This window comes from Streptomyces sp. NPDC005925, assembly GCF_040638805.1.
Classification (GTDB): Bacteria; Actinomycetota; Actinomycetes; order Streptomycetales; family Streptomycetaceae; genus Streptomyces.
This window is the reverse complement of sequence record NZ_JBEXVL010000035.1, coordinates 1-16,640: the sequence shown is the minus strand read 5'-3', so window position 1 is coordinate 16,640 and position 16,640 is coordinate 1. Positions and strand designations below refer to the sequence as shown.

Sequence of the window (16,640 nt, the reverse complement as noted above, 5' to 3'; positions counted from 1 at the left end):
GTACTGGTCGCGTACGGGACGGGGGAGTCGCAGGCCGCCGGCCTGGCCCTCGCCCACCCCGGGGCGCTCGTCGTGGCCGTCCACCGGGGCGACCGCTGCTGGATCCGGCTGAGCCCGGACGGCACCGTGCTCCAACTGGAGGCGGACGCCGGGCAGCGGCACCGGGAGGAGCTGTGGGAGGGCCTCGCCTCGCTGGCCCACTCCTGGCTGGCGGCCGGACTGCCCGGGGCGGCCCTCGGATCGCTGCGCCGGTTCCTGGTTCAGCTCGGGGACACGTCACCGTGCGCGGACGCCTCACCGTCGGCGGACCGGTCGTCGCCGGAGGGCATGCCGTTGCCCGCGGGCGTGCCGCCGTTCGGAGGCGGGTCACCGTGCGCGGACGCGGCGTCGCTCGTGGGCGCGTCGCTGCCGGCGGGCGCGCCACCAGCCGGGGGCACGTCGCCGCTCGCAGGCGCGTCGCCGCTCGCGGACACGTCGCCTCTCGCGGACGGGCCGCCGTTCGTGGACGCGTCGTCCAACCGCGTCAGCCGCAGCCGGGCGGCCCCGGCCTCCTCCGTGCCCGCTCTGCCCACGGAGGCATAGAGGTCCAGCGCCTCCCGGCAGCGCTCCCGGGCGAGCGGTCGCTGTCCGCGCCGCTCGGCCACCTCGGCCAGGCCGCCGAGGGCGCGGGCCGTCTCATAGTCCGCGGCCACGGCACGCAGTGTGGCCAGGGCGGAGGACAACTCGTCCTCCGCCTGCTCCAACCCGTTCAGCGCGAGATGCGCGCGGCCCAGCGCCAGGGCCGCGCGTGCCGTGTTGTACGTGTCGCCCGCCTCCTCCAGCGTCGTACGGGCGGCACGGGCCTGGACGACGGCCTCCTCGGCGCGTCCGGCGGTGAGCGCGACGTCGGCGAGGTTCAGCCGGGCCAGCCCGCCGGCCCGCGGGTCCCCGCAGGCCGGGAGTTCCGTGGCGGCACGGCCGAAGAGTTCCGCTGCCTCGTCCAGGCGGCCCAGCCGTTGCAGGGCGAGGCCACGGTAGTTGAGGGTGCGTGCCCGGCCGAGCCGGTCGCCGCTGTCGGTGAAGAGCCGTGCCGCGCGGTCGAACATCCGCAGGGCGCGCTCGTGGCCGCCCGACCCCAGTTCGCCGACCCCGCCGGAGGTGAGCATCCGGCACACGGCCGCCACGTCCCCCAACTCCTCCGCCGCCACCAGCCCTTCCTCGTGCGCCGCGCGCCAGTCGTCGTAGAACTTGCGCCGCAGGAACAGCGGCCACAGGGCGTCGGCAAGCTGCCAGGCGACGGTCGGGAAGCCCTCGGCGCGGGACCGGCGCAGCACCGCCATCAGATTGGGCAGCTCCCGCTCCAGCCACCCGAGGGCGGCATCGGCGTCGTCCCCGACGTCGGGAGTGACCACCGGCCGCGAGGCGTAGTCCCGGGCCATCGTCCGGTGCTGGGGGTCGACGATCTCCTCGGCACGGCTCGCCCCGGCGAGGTAGTGATCGGCCATGCGGCGCACCGCCCGCGCCCGCTCGTGCGGCGACTCGCACTGCTCCGCCTTCGCGACGGCGTGCAGCCGCACCAGGTCGTGGAAGCGGTGCCGCTCCTCGCCGACGGCGAACAGGAGACTCGCGTCGTGCAGCGTCTCCAACAGCCGCTCCGCGTCCCCGCCTCCGCCCGTGCCACCGCCTCCACCGCTGTCCCCGTCGCCGTCCGTGCCGAGTGCCGCCGCCGCGACCGGTGGGGCGAACTCCGGCCCCGGGTGCAGCCCCAGCAGCCGGTAGAGGCGGGCGGCCGGGGCGGGCAGGGCCTCGTACGACAGGTCCAGTGCCGCCCGCACGCTGTGGTCGCCGTCGATGGCCAGGGCCTCCAGCCGGTCGTGCTCGTCGGTGAGCGCCCGGACCATCGTGGTGATGCTGCGCTCGGGGCGGGCCGCGAGCCGGGCCCCGGCGACCCGCACGGCCAGGGGCAGTCCCGCGCACAGCTCGACCAGGGCGCGCGCGTCCTCCGGCTGCGCGGCGACACGGCCGTCGGCGAGGGTGTCCGCGAGCAGTTCGACGGCCGCGTCGTGGCCGAGGGGTTCCAGGTGGACGGGGTGGCAGCCGTCGACGGTCAGTCCCGGCATCCGTCTGCGGCTGGTCACCACCGTGACGCTGCCGCCCGCCGGCAGCAGGGGCCGTACCTGGGCGGCGCTCACGGCGTCGTCGAGCAGCACGACCAGTGGCCGCTCGGCGGTCAACGACCGGTAGAGGGCGGTCCGTTCGGCGAGTGTCGCCGGGACGTGCGGTGCGGGCACACCGAGGGCCCGCAGGAAACGGGCGAGCACCTCGGCCGGGTCCGCCGGTCCGGCGGCGGACTGGTCCCCGAGGTCCGCGTACAGCTGCCCGCCCGGGAAGTGCGGGCGCAGGGAGTGCAGCCACTTCAGCGCGACGGCCGTCTTGCCGACGCCGCCCAGCCCGCTGAGCGCGGCCAGTGGGGCCCGCCCCGCCCGCGCGGCACGGTCCCGGTACCGCTCCAGTGCGGCCAGCTCGGGCGCGCGGTCGACCAGGTGCCCGGGCGCCGGCAGCTGCCAGGGCGTCCGCTCGGCGGAGGCGGCCTCGGAGACGATGCGTATGCCGCCGTACACCGTGCCCGCCTGGACGGCCGGGCCGTGCACCGTACCGCTCAGCTCGTTGTGGGACCCCGGCTCATGGCGACGCACCCGTTCCCCACCCCCGTGTAAGTGCCCACACCTCGTGGAGATCCTTTCCGTACACCTGCTCGATATCCATGGTTTGCGGAAATGGCCTCCGACGCGGCGGCGGCAGGCCGCCGAATGTGCCGTTGGAGAATATGCCAAAGGCATGTGACGGACCTGCGGTTCCGCACGCTCCCGACCTGACCGTGCGGCCTCCCGCGGACCGGCGTGCGGCCGTTGTCCGAGGGCAGTGGCACGATGCCCGGAGCGGATGGGGCACCGGGGAGCGAGGCGGAGCGGATGGGGCGGGACGAGCGCGAGGCCGTGGCACGGGGCGCACGACTGGCCGAAGGCGCCGCCCGGGTCCGCGGGGACCACGAGCGGGCCCTCGCGGACGTGCGGGAGGCGCTGCGGCCGATCCACGACAGGCTGGCCGACGAGGAACTCGCCCGGATTCCCGTCGCCCGCCTGAGGGACGTCACCGAGGGGCGGCTCCGGCTCGGCGACCTGGACAAGGGCGGCTTCGGGACCGTACGGGACGTGCTGGAGGCCGGGACGTACCGGCTGCGGCAGACGCCCGGCGTCGGACAGCGCACCGCCGACCAGGCGGTCGCGGCCGCTCGGCGCATCGCCGACGCGGTTCGCGACTCCGTGGCCGTACGGATCGACGTCGACCACCCCGAGCCGCACACCACCGCCCTCGTAATCGCCCTGCACGTCCTGGTCGAGGCCGGCGCCGGCGCGCGGCGCGCCGCCGAGACCGCTGCCGCGCTGGCGGCGCGGCTCGCCCCGCCGCTGGCCGACGCCCGCCCGCTCGCCGGTCGCTGGCTCCCGCTGCTCGCCGGGCGCGAGAAGCGGGAGCGGGCCCGGGCGGCCGTCGCGGAACTGCGGCGGATCGTGGAGGAGGCCGAACGGGACCGCGTGCCCGAGCAGTTGGCCCAGGCCTGCGTCGACCTGCTGCGCCGCCCCGACAGCGACCTCGCCGCATGGGTCGACTTCGAACTGCGCTCCGCCGAGTACTACAGCCTCCTCGCGGAGATCACCGGGCGCGGCCCCGACAGCGCGGCGGCCGAGGGTTTCCTGCCCGACGACGTCGCCGAGCGGGTGCGGGAACAGCGCCTGGACGACACGCACCTCACGGTCTCACTGCGCGGCTACCAGGCCTTCGGCGCCCGCTTCGCCCTCGCCCAGCGCCGGGTCCTGCTCGGCGACGAGATGGGGCTCGGCAAGACCGTGCAGGCCGTCGCCGCGCTCGCGCACCTCGCGGCACAGGGTTGGAGCGGGCAGAGCGGGCAGAGCGCCAAGAGCGGGCGGAGTCACTTCCTGGTCGTGTGCCCGGCGAGCGTGCTGATCAACTGGACCCGGGAGATCGAGGCCCGCAGCACGTTGCGTGCCATGCCGCTGCACGGGCCCGACCGGCGGGAGGCGTACGCCGACTGGAAGGACCGCGGCGGTGTCGCCGTGACCACCTTCGACGCGTTGCGCGGCTTCCCGCCGCCCGCTCGCGGCGAGCTCGGCATGCTCGTCGTGGACGAGGCGCACTACGTCAAGAACCCCGGGACCCGCCGCTCGGCCGCCGTCTCCGCGTGGGCCGGGGCCTGCGAGCGGGTGCTGTTCCTGACGGGCACGCCGATGGAGAACCGCGTCGCCGAGTTCCGCAACCTCGTGACGATCCTGCGGCCGGAGTTCGCCGAGTCCGTGGACGACGAGGACCCGCTGGCCGGCCCGAAGGCGTTCCGCACGGCCGTCGCGCCCGTCTACCTGCGCCGCAACCAGCAGGACGTCCTCACCGAACTGCCCGTCCTGCAGCACACCGACGAGTGGGAGGAGCTCAGTACGGCGGACGAGGAGGCGTACCGGGAGGCGGTGCGCGCCGGGAACTTCATGGCGATGCGCCGCGCCGCGTACGCCCGTCCCGAGCGGTCGGCGAAGCTCGGGCGGCTGCGGGAACTGGTCGAGGAGTCGGCCGGCAGCGGCCTGAAGGTGGTCGTCTTCTCGGCCTTCCGGGACGTCCTCGACACGGTCCGGGGCGCACTCGACGACGCCGGGCCCGGACGCGCGGCGCGCGGGCGCGCCGTGTACGGGCCGATCACCGGCAGCGTGCCGCCTGCGCGGCGCCAGCGCCTGGTGGACGAGTTCTCCGCCGCCGGCGGGCACGCGGTGCTGCTCGCGCAGATCGAGGCGGGCGGGATCGGCCTCAACATGCAGGCCGCGTCCGTGGTCGTCATCTGCGAGCCGCAGATCAAGCCGACCATCGAGCACCAGGCCGTGGCCCGCGCGCACCGCATGGGCCAGGTCCGCTCCGTCCAGGTGCACCGGCTGCTCGCCGCGGGCGGCGTCGACGAGCGGATGGTGCGGATGCTGGAGAACAAGACCCGCCTCTTCGACGCGTACGCCCGCCGCAGCGCGACGGCCGAGTCCACCCCGGACGCGGTCGACGTCTCGGACGTCTCCCTGGCCCGCCGCATCGTGGAGGAGGAACAGGCCCGGCTGGGCGTCACGGAGCCGGAGTCGGTCGGCTGAGCGCGCCGCCCTCCCCGGCCACGTCGGCCGACTGCGTTCCCGGCCCGCGTGGGCGGGCCGATCCGCCCCGGCCCGCGTGGGCGGGCCGATTCGCCCCGGCGAGCCCGGGCGGGCCGACCCCGGCCCTCTCCCTCCCGGCCGGGGTCGGCTTCCGGCCCGCCACACGGCTCGCCGGACACGTCCGTGCGCGTCCCCTTGTGCAACTCCGGCGAAGGCCGCAATCTTTCGGCTGACGCACAGACGCCCGTGACTGTCATTGACATGCCCCTGTCGTGCGCGTCTGTCCCGTCGTGCGTGGACCCACGGCACCACCCCCACAGCAGCGCACCACCTACTGAGGAGGACCCCTCACATGGCAGCGATGCGTCACACCCGGCGAAGACTGACCGCCATCGGCGCGATGGCCGGCGCGGCACTCGCCGCGAGCCTCGTCTCCGCGCTCCCCGCGGACGCCGCCGGCCCGGCGGCAGAGGGCCACATCAAGTACGCCGGCGCGGCGAACGCCGTAGCCGACAGCTACATCGTGACCCTCAAGGCCGGTGCGGCGAAGGCCGGTTCCGCCGAGGGCCGCGCCCTGACCACGAAGTACGGCGCCCAGATCGAGCGGACGTACACCAAGGCGCTGAACGGCTACGCGATCGAGGCCTCCGAGACCGAGGCGAAGCGGCTGGCCGCCGACCCGGCCGTCGCCTCCGTCGTCCAGAACCGCACCTTCACCGCCACCGCCACGCAGACCAACCCGCCCTCCTGGGGCCTGGACCGCATCGACCAGCGCAACCGCCCGCTGGACGGCTCCTACACCTACCCGGACTCCGCCGGGCAGGGCGTGACGGCGTACATCATCGACACCGGTGTCCGCATCACCCACACCGACTTCGGCGGCCGTGCCTCCTACGGCTACGACGCCATCGACAACGACAACACCGCCCAGGACGGCCACGGCCACGGCACGCACGTCGCGGGCACCGTCGCGGGCACCCTGCACGGCGTCGCCAAGAAGGCGAAGATCGTCGGCGTCCGGGTGCTGGACAACTCCGGCTCCGGCACCACCGATCAGGTCGTCGCCGGCATCGACTGGGTGGCCCGCAACGCGGTCAAGCCGGCCGTCGCCAACATGTCCCTCGGCGGCGGCGCGGACAGCGCCCTCGACACCGCCGTCCGCAACGCCATCGCCTCCGGCGTCACCTTCGCCGTCGCGGCCGGAAACGAGTCCACCGACGCCTCCACCAAGTCCCCGGCCCGGGTCTCCGAGGCGATCACGGTCGGCGCCACGACGTCCTCCGACGCCCGCGCCAGCTACTCCAACTACGGCTCGATCGTGGACATCTTCGCGCCGGGCTCCTCCATCACCTCGAGCTGGAACACCGGCGACTCGGCCACCAACACCATCTCCGGTACGTCCATGGCGTCCCCGCACGTCGCCGGAGCCGCGGCGCTCTACCTGGCCGACCACCCCACGGCCACGCCCTCCCAGGTCTCCTCGGCACTGACGTCCGCCGCCACCACGGGCGTCGTCACAAGCCCCGGCACCGGCTCGCCCAACCGCCTGCTCTACGTCGGCACCGGCACCACGCCGCCCACCGGGCCGCGCTTCGAGAACGCCACCGACTACACCATCGCCGACAACGCCACCGTCGAGTCCCCGGTGACCGTCTCCGGCGTCACCGGCAACGCGCCCTCGGCCCTGGCCGTCGAGGTGCACATCGTCCACACGTACATCGGCGACCTCCAGGTCCAGCTGATCGCCCCCGACGGCAGCGCGTACACGCTGAAGGCGTACGGCACCGGCGGCAGCGCCGACAACATCGACACCACGTACTCCGTGAACGCCTCCTCCGAGGTCGCGAACGGCACGTGGAAGCTGCGGGTCGGCGACAACGCGACCTACGACACCGGCCGCATCGACGCCTGGGCCCTGCAGTTCTGACGCCCCCGCACTCCTCCTGACAGCAGCCCGTCCCCCCCCCGCCCCCGCGTTCCGACGCGGGGGCGGGGCGCCCGGTGAAGGCGGAGAGGGTGCGAGCGGCCGCGCGTACGATGCGGCGGGTCCGCCCGTACCCCAGTTCCCCCCCCACAGGTCCTTCCGCGTGCCCCACCACGTCCCACCGCCCGAACCAGGAGCACGTCACCGGTGTCCGTCCCACCGCCCCCCGGCCCCCACCAACCGCCGCGGGGGCCGTACCCCCCGCCCGCGCCGGCCCCCGCCCACGGCTCGTGGGGACCGCTCCCGGACAGCCGCCCGGCCGCCGTCAACGGCGTCGCCGTCGCCGCCCTGGTGCTCGGCGCCCTCTGCTTCGTGCCCGCCCTCGGCCTCGTCCTCGGCGTGATCGCGCTGTGGCAGATCAGACGGAGCGGGGAACGCGGCCGGGGCATGGCGATCGCCGGCGCCGCGCTGTCCGCCCTCGGCCTCGCCCTGTGGACGGCGTCGCTGGCCACGGGCTTCGCGTCCGACATGTGGGAGAACCTCAAGGACGGCGCCCGCGCCGCCGGCGACCCGCTCACCCTCGACAAGGGCGACTGCTTCGACTCGCCGGACGGCCTGGAGGGCGTGACGTACGACGTCGACCCGGTGCCCTGCCTCGGGCAGCACGACGGCGAGGTGTTCGCCGTGATCACCCTGCGAGACGGTGCCTACCCCGGCGACGACCGGCTGACGGAGATCGCCGACGACACGTGCTACACGCGGCAGGACGCCTACGCGATGGACCCCTGGGCCGTGCCCGGCAACGTCGACGTGTACTACTTCCTGCCCACGACGGACACCTGGAGCCTCGGCGACCGCGAGATCACCTGCCTCTTCGGCAACACCCACGAGACGGGCGCGCTGACCGGCTCGCTGCGCAGGGACAGGACCACACTCGACGGTCACCAGGTCACCTACCTGAAGGCGGCCCGGTACCAGGACCTCGCCATGGCCGCGGGCCCCGGGGAGGAGGACGTCGAGGACGACCTGCCCGGCCACAGGAGGTGGGCGGACGACATGGCCGCCGCGATCCGGCGGCAGGTCCGCACACTGCGCGCCCACGACTGGCCCTCGACGGCCCGCAGGCCGGTCGCCGGCCTGGTGGAAGACCTGGAGAAGGCGCGCGGGGAATGGCTCGCGGCGGCCGCCGCCGACGACGCGGACACCTTCACCGAGCACTACGGCGCCGCCCTCGAACTGACCGGCCCCGCACGGGCGGTCACCACCCGCGAGGCCCTCGGCCTCGCCACCACTGCGCCCACCCATGCGGAGAGCGGGGGAGATACGGGGGAGGGTCCCGGGCTCGACGTGTGACGGGGCTCATAGCGGGGAGAAAGCGCCTGCGTGAAGGGCACGGTCCGCACGAGTCATCACATCGGGTGATTCTCTGGCCTTTACTTGCATGGCACAACCTACGGTTGCCACGCTGTTGCTGTCTGTACGACCTGATGGGAGCGGGCCCGTGACATTCGGTGAGCAGCCGGCGTACCTGCGCGTCGCGGGCGATCTCCGCAAGAAGATCGTCGACGGCCTGCTGCCCCCGCACACCCGCCTCCCGTCCCAGGCCAGGATCCGCGAGGAGTACGGCGTCTCGGACACCGTCGCGCTGGAGGCCCGCAAGGTGCTGATGGCCGAGGGCCTGGTCGAAGGCCGCTCCGGCTCGGGGACGTACGTGCGCGAACGGCCCGTGCCCCGCCGGATCGCCCGCTCCGGCTACCGCCCGTCCGGGGGCGCCACACCCTTCCGTCAGGAGCAGGCCGACCTCGGGGTGCGCGGCACCTGGGAGTCCCACAGCGAGTCGGCTGAGGCGAGCCCGACCGTCGCCGAGCGGCTCGCCATCACGGCCGGCGACCGCGTGATGTGCACGAGGTACCTCTTCCGGGAGGCCGGTGAGGCCACCATGCTCTCCCTCTCCTGGGAGCCCTTCGCCGTCACGGGCCGCACACCGGTGATGCTGCCCGAGGAGGGCCCCCTGGGCGGCATGGGCGTCGTCGAGCGCATGGCCGCCATCGACATCGTCGTCGACAACGTGGTGGAGGAGGTCGGCGCCCGCCCCGGCCTCGCCGAGGAACTGCACCTGCTCGGCGGCGTCCCCGGCCATGTCGTCCTCGTCATCCAGCGCACCTTCTACGCCTCCGGCCGCCCCGTGGAGACGGCGGACGTGGTGATCCCGGCGGACCGCTACCGAGCGGCGTACCACCTGCCCGTCAAGTAGGCGGCGGACGCGGGCGCTGCCGCCCGTGGCCCCGTGGGGGTTGCTCAGGGGCGCGGGGTGGCGCATGCGCGTGACGCGGCGCACTCCGCGCCGCCCGGCCGGCGGGGCTCCGGACCGCCCCGGCCCGTCTCCGCTGCCCTCAATTCCGTTGAGATCTCGCCGTCTTCGCAGGTCGGTCCCGGCGTCGGCGAATGCCGCTGACCGGACGCGTCGCCGTTGCCCGGTGGCGCATTGGGCGTTGTGCGCCCCTTGGCTGCTGGCCGGTTGCGTACCTGTTTGTGAGAAGCCGTATTCGCTGCGTGAAGGTTGGGCGTAGGCTCGGGCATATGCGGATTGCGGTTTCCTTATCGGGCGGGGCGCGGCCTGGGCCGCGGGCGGGAAATGGAGGGGTGGGATGAACGAGGGCACGGTCACTCTGCCCTGGCTCGTCGTCCGGCAGGACGACAACGGCAATCGCTACCGCGTGGGCAGGTACGCCACCCGGGCGGAGGCCCAGAAGATCGCGGACAGCCTCGACGCACACGGCCCCAAGCCGCTCTACTGGGTCGAGAAGATCGGTCAGAGCGAGGCGGGCAACCGGACCTAGGGGCCCGGAGAGCTCCCGTAGGCTCCTGGCATGAGCGAACGGATCGTGGTGGGTGCCGCCCTGGTCGACGGCGGCCGACTGCTCGCCGCGCGCCGCAGTGCCCCCGCCGAGCTGGCCGGACGCTGGGAACTGCCCGGCGGCAAGGTCGAGGACGGCGAGGCGCCCGACGCGGCCCTGGTGCGTGAGCTGCGCGAGGAACTGGGCGTCGAGAGCGAGACCGGGGCGCGCGTCCCGGGCGAGTGGCCGCTGAGATCTCCGTACACCCTGCACGTCTGGACGGCACGGCTGCTGCCCGGGTCACCCGCGCCGAAAGCTCTCGAGGATCATGACGCGCTGCGCTGGCTCGGGCCCGGCGAGATCTGGTCCGTCGACTGGCTCGACCAGGACGTCCCCGCCGTCCGTGCCGCCCTCACCCACCTCGGCCTGGACGCGTAGGCCGGGCAGGGGCCCCGGTTCCGGTCCGGACGGGGCGCCGGAGCGTGCGATCGCGGGTACTTCGTACGCCGTTCGTGCCACAGTGCGCCTTCATGCGCGGTAACCACGCATGCATATCGGGTATGTCCCCATTAATCCCATGAAATTCGACATGGGTGTGCTTGCCGGCCTGGGAAGTGATCGGCGTGATCGACACCGAGGGCGACTGCGCCGCGTGGACGTTCGCCGCGGACCCCGGCGCGGTCCGCGTCGCCCGTGCGGCCGTGCGCGGGCAACTGCGCGACTGGGGCCTCGACAGCGCGGCCGACATGGCGGCGCTGCTGGTCAGCGAACTGGTCACCAACTCCCTGCGATACGCCAGGGGCCCCATCGGCGTGCGCCTCGACCGCCACCCCTCCGGCCTGCCGGGCGTCCTCCTCGTGGAGGTCTCCGACCCGCTCCCGGACCCGCCCCGCCGCCGAGCCGCCCGCCCCGACGACGAGAGCGGGCGCGGGCTGGAACTTGTCGCCATCGCCTCGCGCCGCTGGGGAACCCGGCCTGACCGGGTGGGAAAGACCGTTTGGTTCGAACTCGCGGTGCCGTGACGGTCGCACGACCGGCGCATGTCCTCAGCCCATGCCACGATGAGTGATTCGCCGACGTGTTCCCTGGTTAGAAGACTGGAAGTGTTGTCGCAGCCGGGTCCGAAAACCGCCGGAACCGTGCTGTGATCGTGAACACCGTGTCGCGCGGCGCCGTAGTGCTGGATACTGCGGGCAGCCGCCCCCGGTGACCGGTGCCGGACGCGGTGAGCTGGAGGGGACGGTTCGCGTGAGCGAGATACCAGCGAAGGCCACGGAGTCCGAGGACCCGGCGGGCGGCGCGACAGGACGGGCCGCCGACGGCCTCGTCTCCGGCGACGCACGGACCGGTGACGCACTGTGGCACAGCAGCCCGCCCGGCTCGATGTACGACTACATCAACGTCGCGTCCTTCTCCATCGGCCCCGACGGCCTCATCGACCAGTGGAGCCTGCGCGCCGAGCAGGTCTTCGGCGTCCCCGCCGCGCGCGCCGTCGGCCTGGACCCCGTCGAGGCGTTCGTCGACCCGTACAACCGCGTCGACGGACGGCGCAAGATGTCCGAGATCCTCGACGGCCGCGAGTGGACCGGGGTCGTCCCCTTCAGGACCCCCGGCGCCGCCGGGCGCCGCGAGCACACCGAGGGCCTCGCCGAGGTGTACGTCATGCCGACGCGCACCGCGGAGGGCGAACGGGCCGCCGTCTGCGTCGTCGTCGACGTCCGCACCCTGCGCCGCATCGAGACCGACCTCGCCGCCTCGCAGGCCATTTTCGGTCAATCTCCGTTCGGCTTCCTGCTCCTCGACACCCATCTCAAGGTGCGGCGCGCCAACCAGCGGTTCGCCTCCGTCTTCGGCGGCACCCCCCGCGACCACCGCGGCCGGGACGTCCACGACTACCTGCCGCGCGGTGAGGCCGAGCGGGTCGCCGCCACCCTGCGCCGGGTCCTGGAAACCGGCGAGACCATCACGGACATGCACGTCACGGGCTTCGTGCCGGACTCCGACGAGCGCCGCCACTGGTCCGTCAACCTCTACCGCGTGCACAGCGGTTCGGGCCGCCCCGTCGGCGTCGCCTGGGTGGGGACCGACATCACCTCCCGCCGCGCCGCCGCCCGCGAGGCCGCCGCCGCCCGACGCAATCTCGCCCTGCTCAACGAGGCCGGCGCCCGCATAGGGAACTCCCTCGACCTGGAGACCACCGCGCGCGAACTCCTCGACGTGGTCGTCCCCGGCTTTTGCGACCTGGCCACCGTCGACCTCTACCAGGGCCTCCTGGCCGGCGACCAGACCCCGCCCGGCCTCGCCGACGGCAGCGCCGAACTGCGCCGCGTCGCCTACGCCAGCGCCGTCTCCGACGCGCCCTTCAACAACCGGCGCGACCCGGTGGCCGTCGGCGCCGTCCACCACTACGCCTTCACCTCGCCCTACGCGGACGCCCTGCGCACCGCCCGGCCGCGCCACGTCCCCGGCGAGGACGGCGGCCTCGTGCAGTCCACGCTCGCCGTGCCGATGGTCGCGCACGACACGGTCGTGGGGCTCGCCCAGTTCGCCCGCACCAAGGGCAGCGAGCCGTTCGGCGACCGGGACCGCGACCTCGCCGTCGAACTGGCCGCGCGCGCCGCCGTCTGCATCGACAACGCGCGCCTCTACCGGCGCGAGCACGAACGCGCGTTGATACTGCAACGGTCCCTGCTCCCGCCCGGCGACCCGGAGGCCTCCGGACTCGACATCGCCTGCCGCTACCTGCCCGGCAGCGCCTCCACCGGCCGGCCCAGCGAGGTCGGCGGCGACTGGTTCGACGTCATCGAACTGCCCGGCCACCGCACCGCCCTCGTCGTCGGCGACGTCATGGGCCGCGGTCTGCGTGCCGCCGTCGCCATGGGCGAACTCCGCACCGCCGTCCGCACCCTGGCCCTTCTGGACCTGGAACCGGCCGAGGTCCTCTCCCAGCTGGACGAGATCGCCCGCGGCCTCGGCGCGCCCGGCGGCGTCCAGCAGGCCACCCGCGCCGCCCGCCGCCCCCGCGAGGCCGACCTGTCCGAGGTCTACCTCGCCACCTGCGTCTACGCCGTCTACGACTCCGTCACCCGCCGCTGCACCTTCGCCAACGCCGGCCACCTGCCGCCCGTACTGGTGGAGCCCGGCGAGAACGCGCTGATGCTGGACGTCCCGCCGGGCCTGCCGCTCGGTGTGGGCGGCGAACCGTTCGAGGAGGTCGAGGTCGAACTCCCCGAGGGCGCGCTGCTCGCCCTGTACACCGACGGCCTGGTCGAGTCCCGGGACCATCCGCTGGACGAGGGCCTCCAGGCCTTCGTAGGGACGCTCACCGACCCGACCCAACCCCTCGAGGACGTCTGCGACCACGTACTCAACACCCTCGACACCCACCACGGCGAGGACGACATCGCCCTGCTCATGGCCCGCGTGCAGGGCCTGCCCGCCGAGTCCGTGGGCGACTGGACGCTGCCGCGCGAGCCGCGCAGCGTGGGCCGGGCCCGCGAATACGCCCGGTCCCAGCTGCTCAGCTGGGACCTGGAACCGCTGGTCGACACGACGGAACTGCTGGTCAGCGAGCTGGTCACCAATGCCCTGCGGTACGGCGAGGGCGAGATCCGGCTACGGCTGCTGCTGGACCGGACCCTGGTCTGCGAGGTCTGGGACGCCGGCCTGGTCCAGCCGCGCCGCCGCCGCGCCCGCGACACCGACGAGGGCGGCCGCGGCCTCCAGCTCGTCGGTCTGCTCAGTGCGGCCTGGGGCTCACGCCGTACGCCGCGCGGGAAGACCGTGTGGTTCGAACTGGCCCTGCCGGACGGCGAGAACAGCGTGGCGGACCCGGCGGAGGCCCTGCTCAGCCTGTTCTGACGACGGGCCCGCCGGCCCGGGGGACGCGCGCGGGTGCCCGGCTCAGGTGTCGAACTCGCCGAGCCAGCTGCCCCGTAGGAGGTGGTGGGGCAGGTACTCGGACTCCACCGCGACCTCGATGCCGCCGTCGTGTGCCAGGCAGGCGACGGCGAGCGGGGCGAGAGCGACACGGCCCTCGGCGTCCTTGGCCCGGTCCTCGTCCGCCGTCCAGTACAGCTTGTGCAGCTTCAGGGCCTCTTCGAGCGCCCGGTTGAACCCTTCGGCGTCCTGCCGCAGGAAGCGGTAGAACAGGTCGATCGGCGGATACAGCACCTGCTGGAGCAGGTCACGGGGGGTGTTCGTGGCGATGTCGGGGTTCGACTGCTCGATGGCCGCGGTGAGTTTCTCCACCAGCCCCTCGCCCTGGAGCCAGTAGGTCCGCAGCGTGTCCACCCAGTGGTACACGTATGCGTCGTACGACCCTTCCGTCGAGCGCAGCCGGTCGAGGGGGATCCCGCAGAGCGCGGTCATGCGCTTCTGGTCGCGGCAGACGACGGCCAGCCAGAACGCGGTGAGCCAGTTGCCCGGGTCGGCGAACGGGCGCGGCCCGATCTCCGGGATGCGCCGCACCTGGTGGGCGATACGGGTCTCGACGACCCCGTCCGTACCGCCGGTCACGGCGAACAGGGCGGAGCCCAGCTGCATGGCGGTGACGACCGATTCCCACGTCTGCAGCTTCGCGGCCCGGGGGTCCGCGGTGCAGTGGGCCTGCACGTTCAGCAGGGACTTGGTGAACGCCGTGTCGATCATGGCGGGCGCCGTCCCCAGCCGCTCGACCGACGCGGCCGTGCTCGTGGCGAGCGCTTCGGCGAACCGCTCGGCGTTGGGGCCGGGCGACCCGTGCCGGGGAACGGTGATGGTCACGGCGTGCTCCTGTCGGCGATGTCGAACTCCCGCATGCTGTAGCCAGCGTACTCGCCGGTGTTCCGTTGGCCCTTGACCACGATGTAGTCGACATCGCCCCTGGCCAGGGCCGCTTCGAGGTCGTCCGCGAGGAGCAGTTCGCTGGGGTTGTCCTCGCCGCGCTTGCGCATCTCGTGGAGGATGTCCAGGAAGTACTCCCGGGTGCCCTGCGAGACCCGCTTGCCGTTCGGCAGGTTGCGCGCGCCGAGCTCCGTGTCGACGCTGCTCTTGGCCTCCACGACGACATAGCCGCCGTCCTCGCGGCGCCACACCTGGTCGAACTGGTCGTTGCCGTTGAGCGGACCGTCCAGGGGCTCCCGGGTGGCGTTCGGGTAGCGCTCCGGGACGACGTGGTGCTCGGCGACGGCCTCGCCGTACGCCTCCGCGTGGTCCCGCATGTCGCGGTGCGCGGCCTTGTACTCGTTGGTGCGCTCTATCCGGGTCAGCTCGGACTCGGGCGTGGGATGCGTCTTGTGCGCCTCCACCGCATCGGCCTTGTGGCGTCCCGCGGCCTGGTCGTAGTCCACGGCGTGGTGCCGGCTCGCCGCCGCCTCGTCCAGCTTCGACAGGGCTTCGGGGCTCGCGGTCTCCCGGCCGACCTTCACGGCGTCGTCGAGGTAGCGCGGACGGAGGGGCTCCGGCGCGTCCTTGACCGTCGTCCACGGGTGCTGCGGGGACTGCCGGGTGAGCTGCGGCGGCGTCCGCCCGCTCTCGTCGACGAAGTCCAGGTTTTTCCGGTTGCCGTTGGACTTGTAGAAGTCGTCGAAGTAACCCGACTCGTGGTTGGCGCGGTACACCTGGATCTCGTGCACCTGCTCCGGGGTGAGCGACCCTTCGGGGCCGTACGGGTTGTCGCCGTCCCGCATGAAGTCGGGCCGGGCGGCCTCCGCGTCCCGCACGGGCGGGGTGCCGTCGGCCCCGGCCGGGACGCTGTCGTCGACGGCGCGGCCGAGGTCGTCCGGGCCGCCGCCGGAAGGGCCGTCGGGGCGGGGCGGAAGGTCGTGGCCGCCACCGGGCAGGTCGTGGCCGCCGGACGGGCCGTGGCCGGGGTCGCCGGCGTGGCCGCCGGGTACGTGATCGGCCGTCCCGGCGCCGCCGGGCACCGCGTTGTCCGCGGTGCCGACCGGGGCGGCGGGGGTGTCGATGCTGTTGGTCGGCAGGTGGTGACCCGCGGTGCCGCCCGGGAGGTTGTCCCCGGCGGTGCCGCCCGGTCCCTCGACGTGGCCGCCCGGTGTGCCGAGGTCGTCGCCCACGCGGCCGAGGTCGTCGCCGAGGTCGCTGCCGAGGCGGACGGGATGTGCCGCGGTGTCGGCGGTGTGGGCGCCCGCGCCCACCAGGGCGGGCTCCCGCACCGGGGAGTCCACCCGCGGGTTGTCCGCACCCGGTGCCCCGGACGTGGTGCCGGGCCGGTCGACGATGTCGCCGGGGCCGTCGGCCGCCTGCTGCACGGCGTTGCCCCGCCCGTCCAGGAGGTTGCCGTCGGGGTCCATGTACTGGGCCGGGACACCGTCCCCGGTGGGCAGCCTCACCGTGCCCGGCGGCAGGACGGTGGCGCCGTCGGGCAGTTTCACGTTCCCGTCCGGCAGACGGGCCGCACCGTCCGGCAGGGCCGCGCCCCCGGGCAGGTTCACCGTCCCGTCCGGGAGCCTCACCGCACCCTCCGGCAGGGCGATCGCGCCCTCCGGCAGCGCCGGGATGTCGATGGCGCCGACACCCTTCAGCGCGGCGCTGATGTCCCCGAGCCTGGACAGGCCCGCGCCGGCGCCCTTGGCGATGTACGTCATCGGGTCGATGAACCTGCCGGCCCTGCCCGCCACCGACAGCGCCTTCGCCACCGCACCGGCCTTGCCCGCACCCGCCGCGGCACCACCCGCACCACCCGTGAACACCGTCGTCACCACG

General features: G+C 74.0%; 11 protein-coding genes. 8 read left to right on the top strand and 3 right to left on the bottom strand.

Going from position 1 to position 16,640, the window contains the following annotated elements:
• Positions 1 to 260: 260 nt before the first annotated feature.
• The gene (locus tag ABZ354_RS26225; RefSeq protein ID WP_358660743.1) at positions 261 to 2,675 is read right to left on the bottom strand and encodes a tetratricopeptide repeat protein; all 2,415 of its coding nucleotides are present in this window, start codon (positions 2,673 to 2,675) and stop codon (positions 261 to 263) included.
• Between the two features lie 276 nt (positions 2,676 to 2,951).
• Between ABZ354_RS26225 and ABZ354_RS26220 the strand changes: the two genes are divergently transcribed.
• The 8 genes from ABZ354_RS26220 to ABZ354_RS26185 all read left to right on the top strand — a co-directional run bounded on the left by ABZ354_RS26220 (position 2,952) and on the right by ABZ354_RS26185 (position 13,796).
• Complete coding sequence (locus ABZ354_RS26220; RefSeq protein ID WP_358660792.1) at positions 2,952 to 5,174, top strand: DEAD/DEAH box helicase; 2,223 nt, start codon at positions 2,952 to 2,954, stop codon at positions 5,172 to 5,174.
• A gap of 352 nt (positions 5,175 to 5,526) precedes the next feature.
• A complete protein-coding gene (locus ABZ354_RS26215; protein WP_358660741.1) occupies positions 5,527 to 7,101 on the top strand; it encodes a S8 family serine peptidase in 1,575 nt (524 codons plus the stop codon).
• A gap of 204 nt (positions 7,102 to 7,305) precedes the next feature.
• Entirely contained in the window at positions 7,306 to 8,451 is a 1,146-nt protein-coding gene (locus tag ABZ354_RS26210) for a DUF4190 domain-containing protein (protein WP_358660739.1), read from the top strand.
• Between the two features lie 148 nt (positions 8,452 to 8,599).
• Entirely contained in the window at positions 8,600 to 9,352 is a 753-nt protein-coding gene (locus tag ABZ354_RS26205) for a GntR family transcriptional regulator (protein ID WP_358660738.1), read from the top strand.
• Between the two features lie 394 nt (positions 9,353 to 9,746).
• Complete coding sequence (locus tag ABZ354_RS26200; protein WP_358660736.1) at positions 9,747 to 9,938, top strand: SPOR domain-containing protein; 192 nt, start codon at positions 9,747 to 9,749, stop codon at positions 9,936 to 9,938.
• Between the two features lie 30 nt (positions 9,939 to 9,968).
• On the top strand, positions 9,969 to 10,373 hold the full coding sequence (locus ABZ354_RS26195; RefSeq protein ID WP_358660734.1) for a (deoxy)nucleoside triphosphate pyrophosphohydrolase: 405 nt from the start codon (positions 9,969 to 9,971) through the stop codon (positions 10,371 to 10,373).
• Between the two features lie 155 nt (positions 10,374 to 10,528).
• Positions 10,529 to 10,957 (top strand): ATP-binding protein, encoded by a 429-nt coding sequence (locus ABZ354_RS26190; RefSeq protein ID WP_358660733.1) that lies wholly within the window; start codon positions 10,529 to 10,531, stop codon positions 10,955 to 10,957.
• Between the two features lie 226 nt (positions 10,958 to 11,183).
• Positions 11,184 to 13,796 carry a SpoIIE family protein phosphatase gene (locus ABZ354_RS26185; RefSeq protein ID WP_358660731.1) on the top strand — a complete coding sequence of 871 codons (2,613 nt, stop codon included), beginning with the start codon at positions 11,184 to 11,186 and terminating at the stop codon, positions 13,794 to 13,796.
• A 42-nt stretch (positions 13,797 to 13,838) separates the two neighbouring features.
• On the opposite strand, the gene ABZ354_RS26180 is transcribed toward ABZ354_RS26185, so the two are convergent.
• Together ABZ354_RS26180 and ABZ354_RS26175 are read right to left on the bottom strand one after the other, a co-directional pair.
• Entirely contained in the window at positions 13,839 to 14,699 is an 861-nt protein-coding gene (locus ABZ354_RS26180; protein ID WP_358660729.1) for an immunity 49 family protein, read from the bottom strand.
• On the bottom strand, positions 14,696 to 16,640 hold a 1,945-nt coding region (locus ABZ354_RS26175), incomplete at its 5' end, for a hypothetical protein (protein ID WP_358660727.1). The genes ABZ354_RS26180 and ABZ354_RS26175, both read right to left, overlap by 4 nt.